Raw genomic sequence first — 16,861 nt, 5'->3', positions numbered from 1 at the left:
CTTGAAGATGTGGTTTCAATCAACTGCATAAGGTTTTTCTTGTCAGCGGCTCGATACCGGGCTGGTTGCACAGGTTTATCACCCCGACCGCCCCATGCGAGACTGGTCCGGCGTGCTCCCCCCCGCCTATCGCCGATGAGCAGTTACAGTTTTGCGACAACCTGCTACTTCATGGGCAGTTCTTCGACAAATGACTGACAAGGCACACCAGTTTCGACAGGACTCAAAATGCCTTGGATTCTATATTGGCCGCGGTCTGGAGCTGTCTGGCAAGGGGTAGCAGTTATGAGTATCAGCGAGAATGGCACTGCGCGGTCAGCGCCGAACGGCCTGGCGACCACACCGTACGGTGTGCTGGTTTTTGCCCTGCAATGCTGATCGCGTTGTCCTGAGCCTCTCTCCCCGTTGTTGATCGCGTGACTGTGCTCTTAACCCGTGCATACAGCCATGCCGCAATTGCCCATATCGTCACCGTATCCCGTGGCCACGTCTCTGGCCACGGCGGTGCCGCATGCCAGTAGTAGGTCTGCGATAACCGCATGATCGATCCTATTTCACACGGAGCCTTGTTGTGCAACTTTCCAAAGCGCACCGCATTCCTTGCATACTTGTTTTTTCGACGCTGCTCGGCGCCTGCCATCAGGAGCAGCCCGTGGCCAGCACCGCCCCTGTCGAAGTGGGTGTCTATACCATCACTGCGGCCCCTTTGACGCTCACGACCGATTTGCCAGGCCGGACCTCGGCTTATCGCGTAGCTGAAGTACGTCCCCAGGTCAGTGGCATTCTTGAACACCGGCTTTTCACTGAAGGCGCAGAGGTCAAGCAGGGGCAGCGGCTGTACCAGATTGATCCTCGCACCTACGTCGCCCAGCAGGCCCGCGCGGAGGCCAATCTGCGTAGCGCCCGAAACCTTGCCGAACGGTACGAGCGCCTGTTGAAGACCCGCGCGGTCAGCCAGCAGCAGTATGATGACGCCCTTGCGGCCTGGAAACAGGCCGAGGCCGATAAACAAGTTGCCGACATCAATGTGCAATACACCGAGGTAATGTCCCCGATTTCCGGGCGCATCGGCCGTTCGGCCGTCACCGAAGGGGCGCTGGTGACCAATGGCCAAAGCAGTGCCATGGCAACTGTTAACCAGCTCGATCCGATCTACGTCGACGTGACTCAACCCATTACCAGGATCCTGGCGCTCAAGCGCGCACTGAGTTCTGGCGCGCTCAAGTCCGCAGGTGCCGATCAGGCAGAGGTCAGCCTTACCCTTGATGACGGTAGCGCCTACCCACTGACGGGCACGCTGAAATTCTCCGAAGTGAGCGTGGACGAGGGGACGGGTTCCGTGACCCTGCGGGCGGTGTTCCCCAACCCCGACCGAGCGCTGCTGCCCGGCATGTTCGTGCACGCCCAGTTGAAGGAGGGCGTGCGAGAGGGCGCCATGCTGGTGCCCGAGCAGGCGATCGTTCGCGACAGCCGTGGCATGGCCACCGCCTGGGTTGTCACCCCCGACAATCACGTCGAGCACCGCGACCTGGCGGTGGTTCGCACCATGGGCAATGCCTGGCTGGTGGACAGCGGCGTCAAGCCCGGCGAGCGAGTGATCACTGAAGGCCTGCAGCACCTCGATGCCACCAGCGTAGTGCACGCCACGCAGGCGCAAAACGTCGATCTCGATGCGCTGACCGCGTCACGATAAAGGTAATTTCCCCATGTCTCGTTTCTTCATTGACCGGCCAATTTTCGCCTGGGTCATCGCGTTGGTAATCATGTTGGGTGGTGGATTGGCGATTCGTTCGCTGGCGATCAACCAATACCCGAATATTGCCGCACCTGCTATCCAGATCAGCGTGACGTACCCAGGGGCTTCGGCGCAGACCGTCCAGGACACTGTGGTCCAGGTCATCGAACAGCAACTCAATGGCCTCGACGGCCTGCGTTACATCACGTCCAATTCCAACTCCGATGGCAGCCTGCAGATCATTGTGACGTTCGATCAAGGCACCAATCCGGATATCGCCCAGGTTCAGGTTCAGAACAAGCTCCAGCTTGCCGAACCCATGCTTCCTGAAGAGGTGCAGCGCCAGGGCATCCGCGTGGTCAAATATCAGATCAACTTCATGTTGGTGATGGCGTTGGTGTCCAAGGATGGGCACCTCTCAAATTTTGATCTGGGCAACCTGATCGTCTCCCAATTCCAGGACCCCTTGGCGCGCACCAAGGGGGTGGGCGACTACCTGATCATGGGTGCCCAGAATGCCATGCGCATCTGGCTGGATCCGGCCAAGCTCAACAGCTATCAACTTGTGCCCGAGGATGTTGTCGACGCCGTCTCGGCGCAGAACGTGCAGGTATCTTCCGGCTCCATTGGCGGCTTGCCGACCCGTGGCGGTGTACAGCTCAACGCCACGGTCATTGGCAAGACGCGCATGCGTACAGTCGATGAATTCAAGGAAATCCTGGTCAAGGTCCAGCCTGATGGCTCGCAGATTCGTTTGAAGGATCTGGGTGAGGTCACTCTGGGCAGTGAGAACTACTCGATCAGTGGCGAATACAACGGTAAACCCGCCGCCGGTATCGCGCTGCGGCTGGCCACGGGTGCCAACCTGCTCGATTCGATTTCCCGAGTACGGGCCACGGTCGATAAGCTCAAGCCCTACCTGCCCGAAGGGGTGGAGGTAGTGTTCCCGTATGACACTTCACCGGTGGTCAACGCCTCGATTCACGCGGTCATCCATACCCTGTTCGAAGCCATCGCGCTTGTGTTCGTTGTCATGCTGCTGTTCCTGCAGAACATCCGCGCCACGCTGATTCCGTCGCTAGCGGTGCCGGTAGTACTGTTGGGTACGTTTGGGGTGCTGTTTGCCTGCGGTTTTACCATCAACGTGATGACCATGTTCGCCATGGTGTTGGCGATCGGGCTGCTGGTGGATGACGCCATCGTAGTGGTTGAAAACGTCGAGCGGCTGATGGTCGAGGAGCATCTCTCGCCCAAGGAGGCTACCTACAAGTCCATGGAGCAGATATCCGGCGCCCTCGTCGGTATCGGCTTGGTCATCAGTGCGGTCTTTTTGCCAATGGCGTTTTTCGGCGGGTCGGCAGGCATCATCTATCGCCAGTTCGCCATCACCATCATTTCTTCCATGGCCTTGTCGGTACTGATTGCACTGGTGTTCACCCCGGCGCTCTGCGCCACGCTGCTCAAGCCGCATGCCTCTGGCAGCGGTCCCAAGAAGGGCTTTTTCGGCTGGTTCAATCGCACCTTTGAAAGCAACGCTGCGCGATACGAGCGTGGCGTCGGCCGTTTGCTACGCGCACCCAAACGCACCTTCGCGATTTACGTGTTGCTGCTGGTGGGCGTGGCGTTGCTGTTTCGTGAGTTGCCATCTTCCTTCCTGCCCGACGAGGACCAGGGTGTGATGATGGTTCAGGTGCAGACCCCTCCCAACAGCAGCGCGGAACGCACGCAGGTGGTCATGGACCAGGTGCGCGACTACGTGCTGGCGCACGAGCAGAGTGCGGTGAGTTCGGCCTTCGAGGTCAACGGCTTCAACTTCGCGGGCCGTGGTCAAAGCTCCGGGCTGGTGTTCATTGGCTTCAAACCATTCGATGAGCGCACCACACCCGACCAAAGCGTGGCCTCGGTGGCCGCGCGCATTGGCCAGTTTGCGGCGGGTATCAAGGACGCTAACGTAGTCCCTATCGTGCCGCCGGCCATTCAGGAAATGGGTAACGCCATCGGCTTCGACCTGTTCTTGCAGGATAACGCCGGCCTTGGCCATGCCGGGCTGATGAAGGCGCGGGACCAGTTCCTGGCGCTGGCGGCCAAGGAGCCGATGCTACGCCTGACCCGCCCTAATGGTCTGAATGACGAAGGTCAGTATCAAGTCACCATCGATGACGAAAAAGCCCGGGCGTTGCAGGTATCCATCACCTCCATCAACGACACCATGTCCGTGGCCTGGGGATCATCGTATGTGAATGACTTCATCGACAAGGGTCGAGTCAAGAAGGTCTACGTCCAAGGCCAGAAGGACTCTCGGCTGGCGCCTGAAGACTTCAGCAAATGGTACGTACGCAATGACGCTGGGCAGATGGTGCCTTTCTCGGCCTTTGCCAGCGGCAAGTGGATTTATGGCTCGCCGAAGCTGGAGCGTTACGGTGGTATTCCGTCGGTGGAACTGCTAGGCCAGCCGGCCGAGGGTTACAGCACCGGTGATGCGATGGCTGCGGTAGAGCGTTTGGCCGCACAGTTGCCTAATGGTGTGGGGCTGTCCTGGACGGGGCTGTCGTACGAGGAGCGTGCCGCAGGCTCCCAGGCACCCATGCTGTATGGTCTGTCGCTGTTGATCGTGTTCTTGTGTCTGGCGGCCCTGTACGAGAGTTGGTCTGTACCGGTTTCCGTGATGTTGGTAGTGCCATTGGGCGTGCTGGGTGCACTGGCGGCGACCTTGGGTCGTGGGCTATCCAATGATGTGTTCTTCCAGGTAGGCATGTTGACCACGATGGGCTTGGCGGCCAAGAACGCGATCCTTATCGTGGAGTTTGCCAAGGACCTGCACGAGAAGCATGGTCGTCCGTTGATGGACGCAGCTCTGGAAGCAGCGCGCCTGCGCTTGCGTCCGATCATCATGACGTCCATCGCCTTCGTGATGGGTACTTTACCCTTGGCCCGCGCGCACGGCCCTGGCAGCGGCAGCCAGCATTCGATCGGAACAGGCGTCGTCGGCGGCACGCTGGCGGCGACTTTCCTGGCGATCTTCTTTGTCCCCCTGTTCTACGTGAGCGTTATGAAACTGTTCACCTCCCGACGTTCGGCCAAGGTCGAGCACGCACAAGGAGCAAGCCATGAGGCATAAGCCGCTATTTCTCGCCGTGGCTGCTTGCCTTGCAGGTTGCAGCTTTATCCCGGCGTATCATCGCCCGGATATGCCCGTCCCCGGTGCCTACCCCCAGGGTGCCGCGTACGCGGCGCCGCAAGGGGGCGATGCGGCTCCGATCGACTGGCAGCGCTTCTTCAAGGACCCGGCCTTGCACCGCCTGATCGACCTGTCGTTGGCCAACAATCGCGACCTGCGCAAGGCTGCGCTGAACGTCGCCGCGTACCGGGCGCAGTTCCAGATCCAGCGTTCGGCACTGTCGCCGGAAATCGGCCTTGACGGCGAAGGGGGGCGCTCGCGTACCCCCGCCGACCTGTCCGACACGGGCAAACATTTGACCACCGGTGACAACGGCGTCTCGGTGGGCCTGACCAGCTATGAGCTGGACGTATGGGGGCGGATCCGCAGCCTGTCGAAAGAGGCGCAGGAAACCTACCTGGCCAGTGAGGAGACCCGTCGCAGCGTGCGCATTGGCCTGGTGGCCGATGTAGCAGTTGCCTACCTGACCTGGCAAACCGATCAGCATCTGCTGGAGGTCACCCGTTCGACCCTGGATAATTATGGGCATAACCTGTCGCTGATCCAGGCCAGCAGCGATGCCGGTACCGCGTCGGACCTTGATGTCCGCCAGGCACGCACCTTGGTGGACAGCGCCCGTGGGCAAGTCCAGGCCTATACGCGCCAAGTCGCGCAGGACATCAACGCCTTGCGATTGCTGGTGGGCACTGATCTGCCGACGGGCATGCCGGTCATCTCGCTCGAAGACCCGGTATTGGCCCAGGTACCGGCAGGTCTGCCTGCCAACCTGTTGCTGCAACGCCCGGATATTCGCGCCGCTGAGCACCAACTGTTGGCGGCCAACGCTGATATCGGTGCGGCCCGGGCCGCTTTTTTCCCCGCCATCAGTCTGACCGCCAGCGCTGGCACGGCCAGCAGTCAGCTCAGTGGGCTGTTCAATCCGGGCTCGGAGAGTTGGTCCTTTGTACCGCAGATTCACCTGCCCATCTTCACCGGTGGCAGGCTATCCGCCAGCCTGGACTACGCCAAAATCCAGAAAGACATCCATGTTGCCGATTATGAGCAAACCGTCCAGACCGCTTTCCGCGAAGTGGCCGATGGCTTGGCAGCGATGGGCACCTGGGAGGAGGAACTCAAAAGCCAGCAGGATTTGGTACGTGCCTCGGACGAGTACGCGCAGATGGCCCAGCAGCGCTATGACGAGGGGGTGGACAGTTATCTGACGCTGCTCGATGCCCAACGGCAGTTGCTGTCGGCTCGTCAGCAACTGCTGACTGACCGCCTTGCCGAACTGACCGCACAGGTCCAACTCTACAAGGCGTTGGGCGGCGGCTGGACTGACGTTGATCAGGCCCCAGTCGTCGCGCACAACTCCCCTTAAACTACCACCGATTCCGAGCAGCGCGGCTTGACGCCGCGTTGCGCCGGATCACGCTTTGGGAAGGCTGATACGGGCACTCAGCCCTTGCCGCGAATTATGCAGCGTGACGTCCCCCCCGTGCTGCCGGGCAATGGACCGTGCGGTCGACAAACCCAGTCCCACGCCACCGGTGTGGCGGTTGCGCGAGTGCTCCATACGGTAGAACGGCGTGAATACGTGCTCCATTTCATGGGCGGGTATCCCTGGGCCTTCGTCCCTGATATCGATCAGCACGTCGCTGGGGGTCTGAGACACCCTGATATGCGCTTGCGTACCGTATCGCACGGCGTTTTCAATCAGGTTGCGCAACGCCCGCCGCAGTGAGTCTGGGCGGCACGGCAGCGCTACTTTCCCTTCTCCAAGATAATTGACCTTCAGTCCCAGCTCCGCCAGGTCTTCGCACAGGCTTTCCGCCAGTGCCGTTATGTCGATCAACCGGGTGGACTCGCTGATGTATTCCCCACGTGCGTAGTGAATGGCGGCCTCGGTCATGGCGCTGATTTCAGCAATGGTGCCCAGCATTTTTGCTTGCAGATCTGCGTCGCCGACGAACTCAGCACGCAGGCGCAAGGAGGTTAACGGCGTGCGCAGATCGTGCCCGATGGCAGCCAGCATGCATGTTCGGTCCTCTACAAATCGGCGTATGCGCAGTTGCATGCGATTGAACGCCTTTGCCGTTCGCCGAATATCGGTAGGGCCAGTCTCCTGCAGGTCATCAGTGACTTCACCGCGTCCCAGCTTTTCGGCGGCCTCGGCCAAGCGTTTCAACGGGCGGCTGATTTCACGGGCAATCAAGGCGGCGATGGCGGACAAGGCCAGGGCGGTGATCAGCCAGGAGAACACCGCCTTTTTCTCAAAAGGCGAGCCTTCAACCGGTTTTGCATAGACGGCCTGCAGCCAGCTGCCATCCTTGAGTGGGGTGGCAATGCCCATGACGTTCAGGGGGGCAAGATAGACGAACTTGGCCGGGCGCGGAGAAGGCCAGAGGTTGGCAGCCGGTGTGCTCCAATTTGCCAGCGTATCGATGCGTTCGGCTGGCAGATTCTCGCTGGCTACCTTGGCGTTCAGGCGAGCGTCCTCAAGGTGATCATTGCCCGACAGTGGCGCAAGCAGATGCTCGCGTGCCGATGCCCACCATTGGGAGGGCGTGCGTGGCTCATTGCTGTTGACCCAGAATCGCCCATAGGTGGTATTGCTGACATTGAGAATACCGTCGCGGGTTTCGACAGGCATGCTGTCCAGCAATAGCGCCAGGGACGCCGAGCGGTTCAGGAACTCGCCCTTGGCCACTTCGCGCAGAGCATTGCCACGCTCATCCCATGAGATGCCCAGCGTCAGTAATTGCGAGGTGATCAGTGCCAGCAACAGCAGGAAGATGAATCGCGCCGTGAGGTTGGTTTCCCATGGCTTTTTCATCAGCCGCAATCCAGCAGCGAAAACGAATAGCCACCGCCCCAATGGGTTTTGATGTGCCTGGGTTGCCTGGGGTCCGTCTCGATTTTCTTGCGCAGCCGGCTGACCTGGTTGTCGATGCTGCGGTCGAAGTAGTCCTGCTGGCGCCCTGCGACCTGCTCCAGCAATTCGTCACGGGTGAGCACTTGCTCCGGATGGTCGACAAATACGCATAGCAGCTTGAATTCCGAAGCGCTCAATGGTGTGGAGATGCCATCGGCTCCGACCAGTTCGCGCAGCTTGCGGTTAAAGGTCCATTGGCCGAATTGGATTGACTCCGTCACTTGGGGGGCGGGCGCTTCCACCGGACGTTGCACTCGGCGCAAGATGGCCTTGATGCGCGCCAGCAGTTCGCGCGGATTGAAGGGTTTGGCCAGGTAATCGTCGGCACCCAGTTCAAGGCCCAATATTACGTCCAGATCTTCGGTCATGGCACTTAAGAAAATAACCGGTATATCCGTATGAGTACGCAGGTGTCGGCACAGGCTCAGGCCATCTTCTCCGGGCATCATCACGTCGAGAATTACCAGGTCGGGTGGTTGAACTTCAAGTAACTGGCGAAGTGACAAGGCATTTTCACAGGTCGTGACGTGGTAGCCATGTTGGCGAAGATATTGTCCGACCAAGTCCCGAATGTCTTCGTAGTCATCGACGATGGCAATGTGCGTTGCGCTGTTCATGAGGTGCGATTCGTCAGTTTTTTAAGCTTTCAGGGTAGAGGAGAGCGCCATAAAAGGAAAGCGTGGCCCCGCCTTGCAGGCGGTGTAAGCGATGTTCGCAACGGTGGATACAGTTTTGCGACAAGGTTCTACAAGAGGGTGATAAACCCGACAACACAGCGACAAAATTCGCTTGTTTCGGGAGGATTCAGATTCCTTGGCGGCCTATATTCGCCGAAGTGAAAATTACCCCTGTCCAAGGAAAAAATGAAATGAATAACTCATCCAAGGCGTTGTTGCAGTGTGCCTGTTTGGTGCTTACCGTGGCCGCTGGCACACCGTTGGCGACTGCCGGTGAATATCACTACGGCGACAATATGGATATTGCCAAAGTAGTGAGTATCGATACGCCAACTTCCCCTACCTGCAAGGTGGTGACCTCTACCATGCGCTACATCGATTCGACCGGCGCTGAGAAAACGGTCGAGTTCCGTCAGCTTGCGGATTCCTGCACGGCGTCCGACTAAGCACCGAGGTGCTGGACTGTCAGTCAGCGTTGCTGGTGACCCGTAGCCACTGTGCTTGCCGGTCAAGTCAATTGATTCTCTGCGTTTGAGTTCGTCGAGTGCGTGCCTTGCGCATAGCGCCAAAAAAAGCGAAGTAACCTATGGACAAGCAACCTATCAACGACCTGCGCAGCGCCCTGGCGCGCCTGCAGGCTCATCCTGGTCAACTACGGGAAACCGACCACCCGGTAAACCCCAACGCACAACTGGCCGGCGTGTACCGCCGCATCGGCGCCGGCGGCACGGTCAAGCGCCCAACCCAGCTGGGCCCGGCGATGATCTTCAACAACATTGAAGGCTACCCTCATTCCCGCGTACTGGTGGGCCTGATGGCAAGCCGGGAGCGCGTGGGCCTGCTGTTGGACAGCGCCCCGGAAAAGCTCGCCGAACGCATGGGCGAGGCGGTACGCAACCCGGTCGACCCGGTGATGGTGGAACACGCTGACGCGCCGTGCCAGGAAATAGTCTTCCACGCCAAGGACCCCGACTTCGACATTCGCACGCTGCTACCCGCACCCACTAACACCACTGAAGACGCCGGGCCATTCTTCTGCCTGGGCCTGGTGCTGGGCAGCGACCCGGAGTTGGGCCATACCGACGTCACCATCCACCGCCTGTGCGTGCAGGACCGTGACAAACTGACCATCTTCTTCGCCCCCGACCGCCACATCGACCACTTCCGCCAGAAGGCCGAAGCCGCCGGCAAGCCGCTGCCCATCACCATCAACATGGGCCTGGACCCGGCGATCCCCATCGGAGCCTGCTTCGAGGCGCCTACCACGCCACTGGGTTTCGATGAGCTGAAGATCGCCGGCGGCCTGCGTGGCCAGGGGGTGGAGCTGGTGGACGCGGTCACGGTCAAACAGAAGTCCATCGCCCGCGCCGAGATCGTCATCGAAGGCGAGATCCTGCCGTACGAGCGCATGCGCGAAGACATCAACACCAACACCGGCCACGCCATGCCGGAGTTCCCCGGCTACAATGGCCCGGCCAACCCGGCGCTGCCGATTATCCGCGTTACCGCCGTCACCATGCGCCGCGACGCCATCCTGCAAACCCTGGTAGGCCCGGGCGAGGAGCACACTAACCTCGCCGGCATCCCCACCGAAGCCAGCATCCGCAACGCCGTGGACCTGGCCATGCCCGGTTTTCTGGTCAACGTTTATGCCCACACGGCGGGCGGCGGCAAGTTCCTGGCAATCCTACAGGTGGCCAAGCGCAAGGCCGGTGATGAAGGCCGTCAGCGCCAGGCGGCGATCATTGCCCTGGGCGTGTACCGCGAACTGAAAAACGTGATCCTGGTGGACGAGGACGTCGACCCGTTCGACTCCGACGACGTGCTGTGGGCCATGCAGACCCGCTATCAGGGCGACATGGACACGATCTTTCTACCCGGCGTGCCAGGCCATGTGCTCGACCCGTCCCAAGGCCCGGAGTACAACCCCGCACTGCTGGTGCGCGGCAACACCTGCAAGACCATCTTCGACTGCACGGCGCCGTTCCATCTGCGTGAGCACTTCACCCGCGCCGAGTTCGTCGATGTCGATCCGCATCCGTATGCGCCAGAACTATTCCCTCGGAGGCCGGCATGAGTAGCCAACGTCAGCCCCAGGAAAGCGCTTCACCCGCCGGGTTCTCCTGCTACATCTTTGACTTGCAGGGCAGAGTGCTGATAACCCGCCGGGCCCTGGGCAAAGAAACCTGGCCAGGCGTATGGAGTAATTCGGTATGCGGCCACCTTGACGCAGACGAGCCGCTGGAGGCAGCAGTAAAACGACGTTGCGCCTTTGAACTGGGTGTAGTGGTGGATCAGGTTGAGTTGCTCATGGAGGATTTCAATTATCACGCCGAGGGCGCTGACAGCACCCTGGAACAGGGGTATCGCCCGGTGCTCAGGGCGATGACGTACGGAACGCCCCGTCCCGAGCCAGCCGAAGTCATGGAATGGCAGTGGGTCAATGCTGAGGCCGTGCTAGGCAGTGCCCGGGCCGCGCCGTTCGTATATAGCCCATGGATGGTCGCCCAGTTGCAGGCAATCCTGGTTCGGGGGCTTTACCTACGTTGGCTCGGCAGACGAAAAAGCCGCAGGCTAGGACCTTTGCCCCAGCGTTGGTAGGCGCAATGACTGACGCCAAGGGCAAATCCTGGCAATTGCAAATATCCGGCCATAGGTATTACGTCATTTCAGGAGGCGCCACCTCGCCCCTCTACAGCTGGGATAAGCCTCCACCACAAGAGGGTGGAGGCTTGTGCGGGTAGCGGCACTTTATCCTTTCTTGGGAAACAACTCCGGCGCCCACAGGCTGGGATCTACGTCCTTGAATTGGGCTCTCTCGAAATGCTGTTTCAGGTGGAAAGGGACCGTGCAGTCGAAGATCGTCTTTGTGGTCGTACCCTTCGTCGCAACCCGCGGGTCATATTCGGGTGTCTGCGACGGATCGAGCACGTGCCCGGCAATTCCTGGCAGGAATGTCGTGTCCAGGTCACCACTGTAGCGGGTCTGCATGGCCCATAGCACATCATCGCTGTCGAACAGATCCACGTCCTCGTCGACGATAATCACGTTCTTCAGCTCCCGGTAAACCGCCAATGCGATCAGTGCAGCCTGCTTCGTCATGCCGTCGTCACCGGCATTTTTCTTCGCGACCTGAAGTATCGCGAGGAACTTTCCACCCCCTGCACTGTGGGCATACACATTCTTCACTAAGCCAGGCAGCGCGTCCTCGCACTCCAGATGAATGCTCGCCTCGGTAGGGATACCTGCAAGGCTTACATGTTCTTCACCAGGACCTACCAGCGTTTGCAGGATGGGCGAAACGCGGGTGGTGATCGCCGTCACCTTGATGATGGGTAATGAGGGATTGGCCTCACCCGTGTACCCAGGGAACTCTGGCATGGCCTTGCCGGTTCCGGTGTGTTGATCTTCTGCTACGCGGACATTCGGCAGGATTTCGCCCTCGATAACGATCTCGGCACGGGCGATTGCGTATTGCTTGACGGTAAGGCACTCGACAAGCTCAACTGGCCGACCTCGCAAGCCACCAGCCACGCATAATTCGTTGAAACCAAAGGGTGTGGTGGGCGCTTCAAACGTCGCTGCAATAGGAATTGCCGGGTCCAGGCCCATGTTGATGGTCACCGGCAAGGGCTTTCCTGCGGCTTCGGCCTTTTGGCGAAATGCGTCGATATGACGCCCCGGCGCAAAAAAGATCGACAGTTCGTCTTTGCTCTGCACGCAGAGTCGATGAATAGTCACATCAACGTTATTGCGGTCATCCGGATCACTGCCCAGGACCAGACCCAGGCAGAAAAATGGGCCTGCATCCTCTGAGGTGTTGGTAGGCGCCGGCAGTAATTTGCGAATATCAAAGTCGGGATCACTCGCTCGATACACCACTTCCTGGCAAGGTGCCTTGTCGGCACCTACCACTACCGGCGGTAGCACATTGCGGCGTGCGCCTGCCATCTGTATACCCAGTTCCTTGACCGGTGCCCCCAGCAGTGCACTCACGCGCTGCCGGCTGGCCATGAGCCCAACCACGACACGTGAATCAGGAAAACCTTTGATGTTGTTGAAGGTCATCGCCGGCCCTATTCGCGTGGGTCGCATGACGGTGCCACCGGCACCAATGTGTCGGTATACGCCTGCCAACTCATCCTTTGGATCGACTTCACGATCCGTCTCGATGTATTGGCCAGGCAAGGTTTTGAGTAGGTCGACGGCGGAACGCAAATCGTTGATATCAGGAACATCCCAGCCCATGGGGTGGGCGGCGCCAGGCTCAATTACCGTATAGGATTCAGGTCGTTTCTGCGGCATCAGTGGACCTCCTCAATTTTCTTCGACGTAATGCTTTAGCCTGGTTAGCACATCACCCCAGTGTGTGTTGCAAAATGGCAGGTGGGGATCGTCTTCCACCCATTCGCCATCGCTGAGCTCCACTAGCGTCAACCCGTCTCCAGCATCACTCAAATGAAAAGTCAGCCGCTTGCCAGGGGAGGTGCCTGCGCCCTCTGTGCACGTTTGAACAATCTCGGTATCAGGGGTCAACGACTCGGTACGCCAGCTGAAACGCTGGCCCGGTTTAGGTGTGAGTGTGAAGACCTGACCCGGAGCGATCTCGCCCTCCAAGCCACCTTTATGCCAGCTTGCCATTTCGGAACGGTGGGTGAGTGCCGAGTAAACTTTCTGTCTGGTCGCGTTGATTTTTATGGCATGACGCAAAGTATTCATCACTACTCCTTGCAGATGGTTTGCCCGAAAGACTCAGAAATAATAGACCATGCCATGCTTTACATAGTCATGGAGCAGTCCCACCTGGTCAGTAAAACCAGCTTCGCGGTCCGATCACCATCCCTCATAAAAATAAACGTCGGCTGTATCAGCTATTCGCAATGTATTGACCCGTGTTGTTGCATGGCGTTTGTTGTCGGACGCTGCAATGCCCAATACCACGATTTGGCGCGATTTTCGGTTCGCTGGTTGAAGGGCTGTGTTGAGCATGGCTTGAATTAGCCTGACCTGCTCCTGATGCCGGGTACGCCGCTGTTTTTGCAGCATTGGCCAGCTTGTCAATGCGGCGGCCGGGCGTGGAACTTCCCAGGCACTCGCTGCTAGGCTTGTAGCTGGATTCCGCGACTTCCACACGGCGAGTTGTTCGAGCAGCAACGATGTACCGATTCCTCGAGGCGCACTCGGGACGGCGGCAAAAAGCCACAATCGTGTGTCCAAACGCGATAAATCAGACTGCCGTGACGGCTGGCTGCGGTGGTTCCATAGGTGTATCAACTGTCAAAACTGGGGGGCAACAGGCTTTCATCCCCAGTTGCTCTCATCGATTCTAGATAAATAACAACAAAGAAGGTCTCACGATGAATGTTGTAAATCGCCTCGCCGCTGCAATCTCCCTGAGTATGCTTGTTCCGATGGCCGCCCACTCGGCGGACAGTAAGGGTACCGTGGAAGTCGTTCACTGGTGGACCTCTGGTGGGGAAGCCAAGTCCGTTGCGGTGCTCAAGCAAATTGTCGAAAAAGACGGCTACACCTGGCAGGACAGTGCGGTGGCCGGTGGCGGCGGGGCCGCGGCCATGACAGTGCTGAAAACCCGGGCAATCTCGGGAAATCCTCCCTCAGCAGCCCAGATCAAAGGCCCTGATATTCAAGAGTGGGGCAAGTTGGACCTGTTGACCAATATCGACAAGGTCGCGATTGCCAACCACTGGGACAGCCTGTTGCCTAAAACGGTCTCTGACATCATGAAATATGACGGGCACTACGTGGCCGTGCCGGTGAACATCCATCGTATCAACTGGTTGTGGATCAACCCGGAAGTCTTCAAAAAAGCGGGTATTGCCAAGGCACCCACGACCCTTGACGAGTTGTACGCTGCAGGTGACAAGCTCAAGGCGGCTGGGTTCGTGCCGATTGCCCACGGTGGCCAACCCTGGCAGGACACCACGGTGTTCGAGGACCTGGTCCTGAGCATCATGGGTGCCGAGGGTTTCAAAAAGGCATTTGTAGACTTGGACGAAAAGACCCTGACTTCGCAGAAAATGACCGACGTCTTCGTTGCACTGCGCAAACTGCAGACCTACATGGATCCGGACGGGGCCGGGCAGGATTGGAACCTGGAGGCCGCGAAGGTTATCAGCGGCAAGGCGGGGATGCAGATCATGGGTGACTGGGCCAAGAGCGAATGGACAGTGGCAGGTAAAAACGCCGGTACCGACTATGAGTGCGTACCATTCCCGGGCTCAGCGGGTATTTTCACTTACACCATCGATTCCCTGGTGATGTTCAAGCTGGCATCGAGCAAGGACACTCCCGCCAATAATGCGGCTCGTGATGACTTGGCCAAGGTCGCCCTGGAGCCCGAGTTCCAGTATGTCTTCAACCAGAACAAGGGCTCCATTCCCGTCATCAAGGGGCTGGACATGAGTAAGTTCGACAGTTGTGCCCAAGCGTCCGCCAAAGACTTTGCCGAAGCAGAAAAAGCCGGAACACTGGAGCCAAGCATGGCATTCAACATGTCGACTTCGTTGGCCGTACAGGGCGCGGTATTCGATGTAGTCACCAATTTTCTGAGTGACAAGAGCACGGACCCAGCCAAGGCCGGCAACCGCCTTTACTCGGCGATGAAATCAGCCATGTAGTAATGAGTGGGCTGAAACCCGAGAATGAAATAGCCCACCTTGCGTGGGCTATTTTTTGCTTGTTCAACCGTTGAAAATATCCCTGCTCAGCGCCGATGATTTCTTCTCCGCGGCCATGGCATGTTGTCGGGCGCGTCGCACCGCGAGACGCACCCTGACGGCAGCGACATCACAGGCTTACGCCAATTCGGTTGTCGCATCCTCACGGCTGGTGACGCCCAGGTCCGTCGTCATGATATGGTCGGCCACCCGCAGGGCCTGCGCGGCAATGGTCAGCGATGGGTTGACGGCGGCGGATGTGGGCAAGAAGCTTGCGTCCACCACAAACAGGTTCGTGTGGTCGAACGACCGGCAGAAGGTATCCACCACGGCCGTCCGCGGATCAGTGCCCATTTTGGCCGTGCCACACTGGTGTGAAGGCGTACGGCGATCGAAGGGGCGGCTGAGTGTGATAGGGAAGCCAGCTTGTTTCAAGGCTGCCTTGAGCGCCGCGACCAGGGCCAGGTGAGCCTTCCAGTTGGTTCGTTCCCACTTCAGTGTGATCCGGTCGCCTTTTACCGTGACGCGGTTTTCAGGGCAGGGCAAGTCCTCGCTCATGGCATAGAAATCTATGCTGTGGCCACTCAGCCGGTTTAACAGCCATTGCGGAGCGCTCGGCATGCTGCCCTTGAGAATCGCGCCAGAAACCCGGCCAAGTAGTTGGATATTGCCCAAGGGCGGTCCGCCCTTGCCATCTTGCAGATAGAAGTCATCGATGCCAAACGTCTTCTGGTAGACCGAAGTGTTTTTGAACCACGGACTGAAGCCGATAACGGCTGAGGCATTGTGATTCATGAAGTTGCGGCCCACTTGATCGGAGCTGTTGGCCAACCCGTCAGGGTGGTTTTTATCGGCCGAGCGAAGCAGCAACGCGGCGGATTGAACAGCACCAGCGCTGAGGATAACGCGGTTGGGGTTCAGCGTGACGGTTTTGCCTGCTCGCACATACTCCACTTCAGTGATGGGACCATTGCGCTCCTGTGTTCTCAATGCCACGACACGGGCACCCGTTATCAGAGTGACGTTATCAAACTTCAGGGCTGCCGACAGCGCAGCGGTCTCGGCATCCATCTTCCCATCGTTGCAATGAGGGTGAGCATCCCAAGGCGTCGACCGATTGCTCAGCCATTGTTCTATATCGACACCTAGCGGTAGGGAGTAGGGACGCAGCCCCGCTGTGGTCAGGCGCTCGCGAACCATGGCAATCGCAGGTTCGTCCGGAACAGGCGGATAGCTGTAGGGCCTGGAGTGGAAGGGCTCGGTGGGATTCTGCTGATGCGCACCGCGTACCTTGTAAAGCGTTTCAGCACGGCTGTACCACGGCTCCAGTTCATCATAGGTGAACGGCCAGGCGGGCGAGGTGCCTTCAAGGTGTTCCATGGCATCAAAGTCTTCCCGGCGATACCGGGCCAGGACTGCACCATAAAACTTTGAGTTACCCCCCACGTTGTAATAATTACCGGGGGTGAAAGGCGTGCCGTCTTCTTCGTACCAGGACTCTTTGGGGCGAAAGTATTGGCGCTGAAAGATGGCGCGTTGGTCACGTTGCTCCGCTTGCGGTACAAGGTGCTCCCCGGCTTCAAGCACGGTGATTCTAACGCCGCTCGCGGCTAGCCCGGCGGCGACGGTTGCCCCGCCGATACCGGAGCCGATGATCAATATTTCAGGGTATTGGTCCAT

General features: G+C 58.9%; 13 protein-coding genes. 7 read left to right on the top strand and 6 right to left on the bottom strand.

Features of this window, described 5'->3' with window-relative positions:
* Positions 1–622: 622 nt before the first annotated feature.
* From ACZ9GA_RS13130 to ACZ9GA_RS13120, 3 genes are read left to right on the top strand one after another with little or no spacing between them, the layout of a single operon-like run.
* Positions 623–1,693: an efflux RND transporter periplasmic adaptor subunit gene (locus tag ACZ9GA_RS13130; RefSeq protein WP_457363733.1), complete on the top strand. Its 1,071-nt coding sequence runs from the start codon at positions 623–625 to the stop codon at positions 1,691–1,693.
* Positions 1,694–1,706: 13 nt separating this feature from the next.
* A complete protein-coding gene (locus ACZ9GA_RS13125) occupies positions 1,707–4,853 on the top strand; it encodes an efflux RND transporter permease subunit (RefSeq protein ID WP_457362273.1) in 3,147 nt (1,048 codons plus the stop codon).
* On the top strand, positions 4,843–6,273 hold the full coding sequence (locus tag ACZ9GA_RS13120; RefSeq protein ID WP_457362274.1) for an efflux transporter outer membrane subunit: 1,431 nt from the start codon (positions 4,843–4,845) through the stop codon (positions 6,271–6,273). The genes ACZ9GA_RS13125 and ACZ9GA_RS13120 overlap by 11 nt, the downstream gene beginning before the upstream one ends.
* Positions 6,274–6,321: 48 nt before the next feature.
* Here ACZ9GA_RS13120 and ACZ9GA_RS13115 read toward each other — a convergent pair whose 3' ends face one another.
* Positions 6,322–7,728, bottom strand: a complete 1,407-nt coding sequence (locus ACZ9GA_RS13115) for an ATP-binding protein (protein ID WP_457362275.1) — start codon at positions 7,726–7,728, stop codon at positions 6,322–6,324.
* Complete coding sequence (locus tag ACZ9GA_RS13110; RefSeq protein ID WP_457362276.1) at positions 7,728–8,444, bottom strand: response regulator; 717 nt, start codon at positions 8,442–8,444, stop codon at positions 7,728–7,730. Before ACZ9GA_RS13110 ends, ACZ9GA_RS13115 begins: the two co-directional genes overlap by 1 nt.
* Before the next feature lie 251 nt (positions 8,445–8,695).
* On the opposite strand from ACZ9GA_RS13110, the gene ACZ9GA_RS13105 reads away from it, so the two are divergent.
* The 3 genes from ACZ9GA_RS13105 (at position 8,696) to idi (ending at position 11,105) form a co-directional block, all read left to right on the top strand.
* Positions 8,696–8,950, top strand: a complete 255-nt coding sequence (locus tag ACZ9GA_RS13105) for a DUF2790 domain-containing protein (protein ID WP_457362277.1) — start codon at positions 8,696–8,698, stop codon at positions 8,948–8,950.
* 140 nt (positions 8,951–9,090) lie between these two features.
* Complete coding sequence (locus tag ACZ9GA_RS13100) at positions 9,091–10,581, top strand: UbiD family decarboxylase (RefSeq protein WP_457362278.1); 1,491 nt, start codon at positions 9,091–9,093, stop codon at positions 10,579–10,581.
* Positions 10,578–11,105 (top strand): isopentenyl-diphosphate Delta-isomerase, encoded by a 528-nt coding sequence (gene idi / locus ACZ9GA_RS13095; protein ID WP_457362279.1) that lies wholly within the window; start codon positions 10,578–10,580, stop codon positions 11,103–11,105. The genes ACZ9GA_RS13100 and idi overlap by 4 nt, the downstream gene beginning before the upstream one ends.
* Positions 11,106–11,255: 150 nt before the next feature.
* On the opposite strand, the gene ACZ9GA_RS13090 is transcribed toward idi, so the two are convergent.
* From ACZ9GA_RS13090 to ACZ9GA_RS13080, 3 genes are all read right to left on the bottom strand, one after another.
* Positions 11,256–12,809 carry a UbiD family decarboxylase gene (locus ACZ9GA_RS13090; protein ID WP_457362280.1) on the bottom strand — a complete coding sequence of 518 codons (1,554 nt, stop codon included), beginning with the start codon at positions 12,807–12,809 and terminating at the stop codon, positions 11,256–11,258.
* Positions 12,810–12,821: 12 nt separating this feature from the next.
* Positions 12,822–13,223: an SRPBCC family protein gene (locus tag ACZ9GA_RS13085; protein ID WP_457362281.1), complete on the bottom strand. Its 402-nt coding sequence runs from the start codon at positions 13,221–13,223 to the stop codon at positions 12,822–12,824.
* A gap of 114 nt (positions 13,224–13,337) precedes the next feature.
* Positions 13,338–13,658, bottom strand: coding sequence for a hypothetical protein (locus tag ACZ9GA_RS13080; RefSeq protein ID WP_457362282.1), 321 nt, complete (start codon positions 13,656–13,658; stop codon positions 13,338–13,340).
* A 203-nt stretch (positions 13,659–13,861) separates the two neighbouring features.
* Here ACZ9GA_RS13080 and ACZ9GA_RS13075 point away from each other — a divergent pair, with 203 nt between their 5' ends.
* Positions 13,862–15,142 carry an ABC transporter substrate-binding protein gene (locus ACZ9GA_RS13075; protein WP_457362283.1) on the top strand — a complete coding sequence of 427 codons (1,281 nt, stop codon included), beginning with the start codon at positions 13,862–13,864 and terminating at the stop codon, positions 15,140–15,142.
* 177 nt (positions 15,143–15,319) lie between these two features.
* Here ACZ9GA_RS13075 and ACZ9GA_RS13070 read toward each other — a convergent pair whose 3' ends face one another.
* Entirely contained in the window at positions 15,320–16,861 is a 1,542-nt protein-coding gene (locus ACZ9GA_RS13070) for an FAD-dependent oxidoreductase (RefSeq protein ID WP_457362284.1), read from the bottom strand.

It is taken from the genome of Pseudomonas sp. TE3644 (assembly GCF_056278815.1).
The sequence above is the reverse complement of the archived record's forward strand: the minus strand, read 5'-3'. Positions and strand labels throughout refer to the sequence as shown.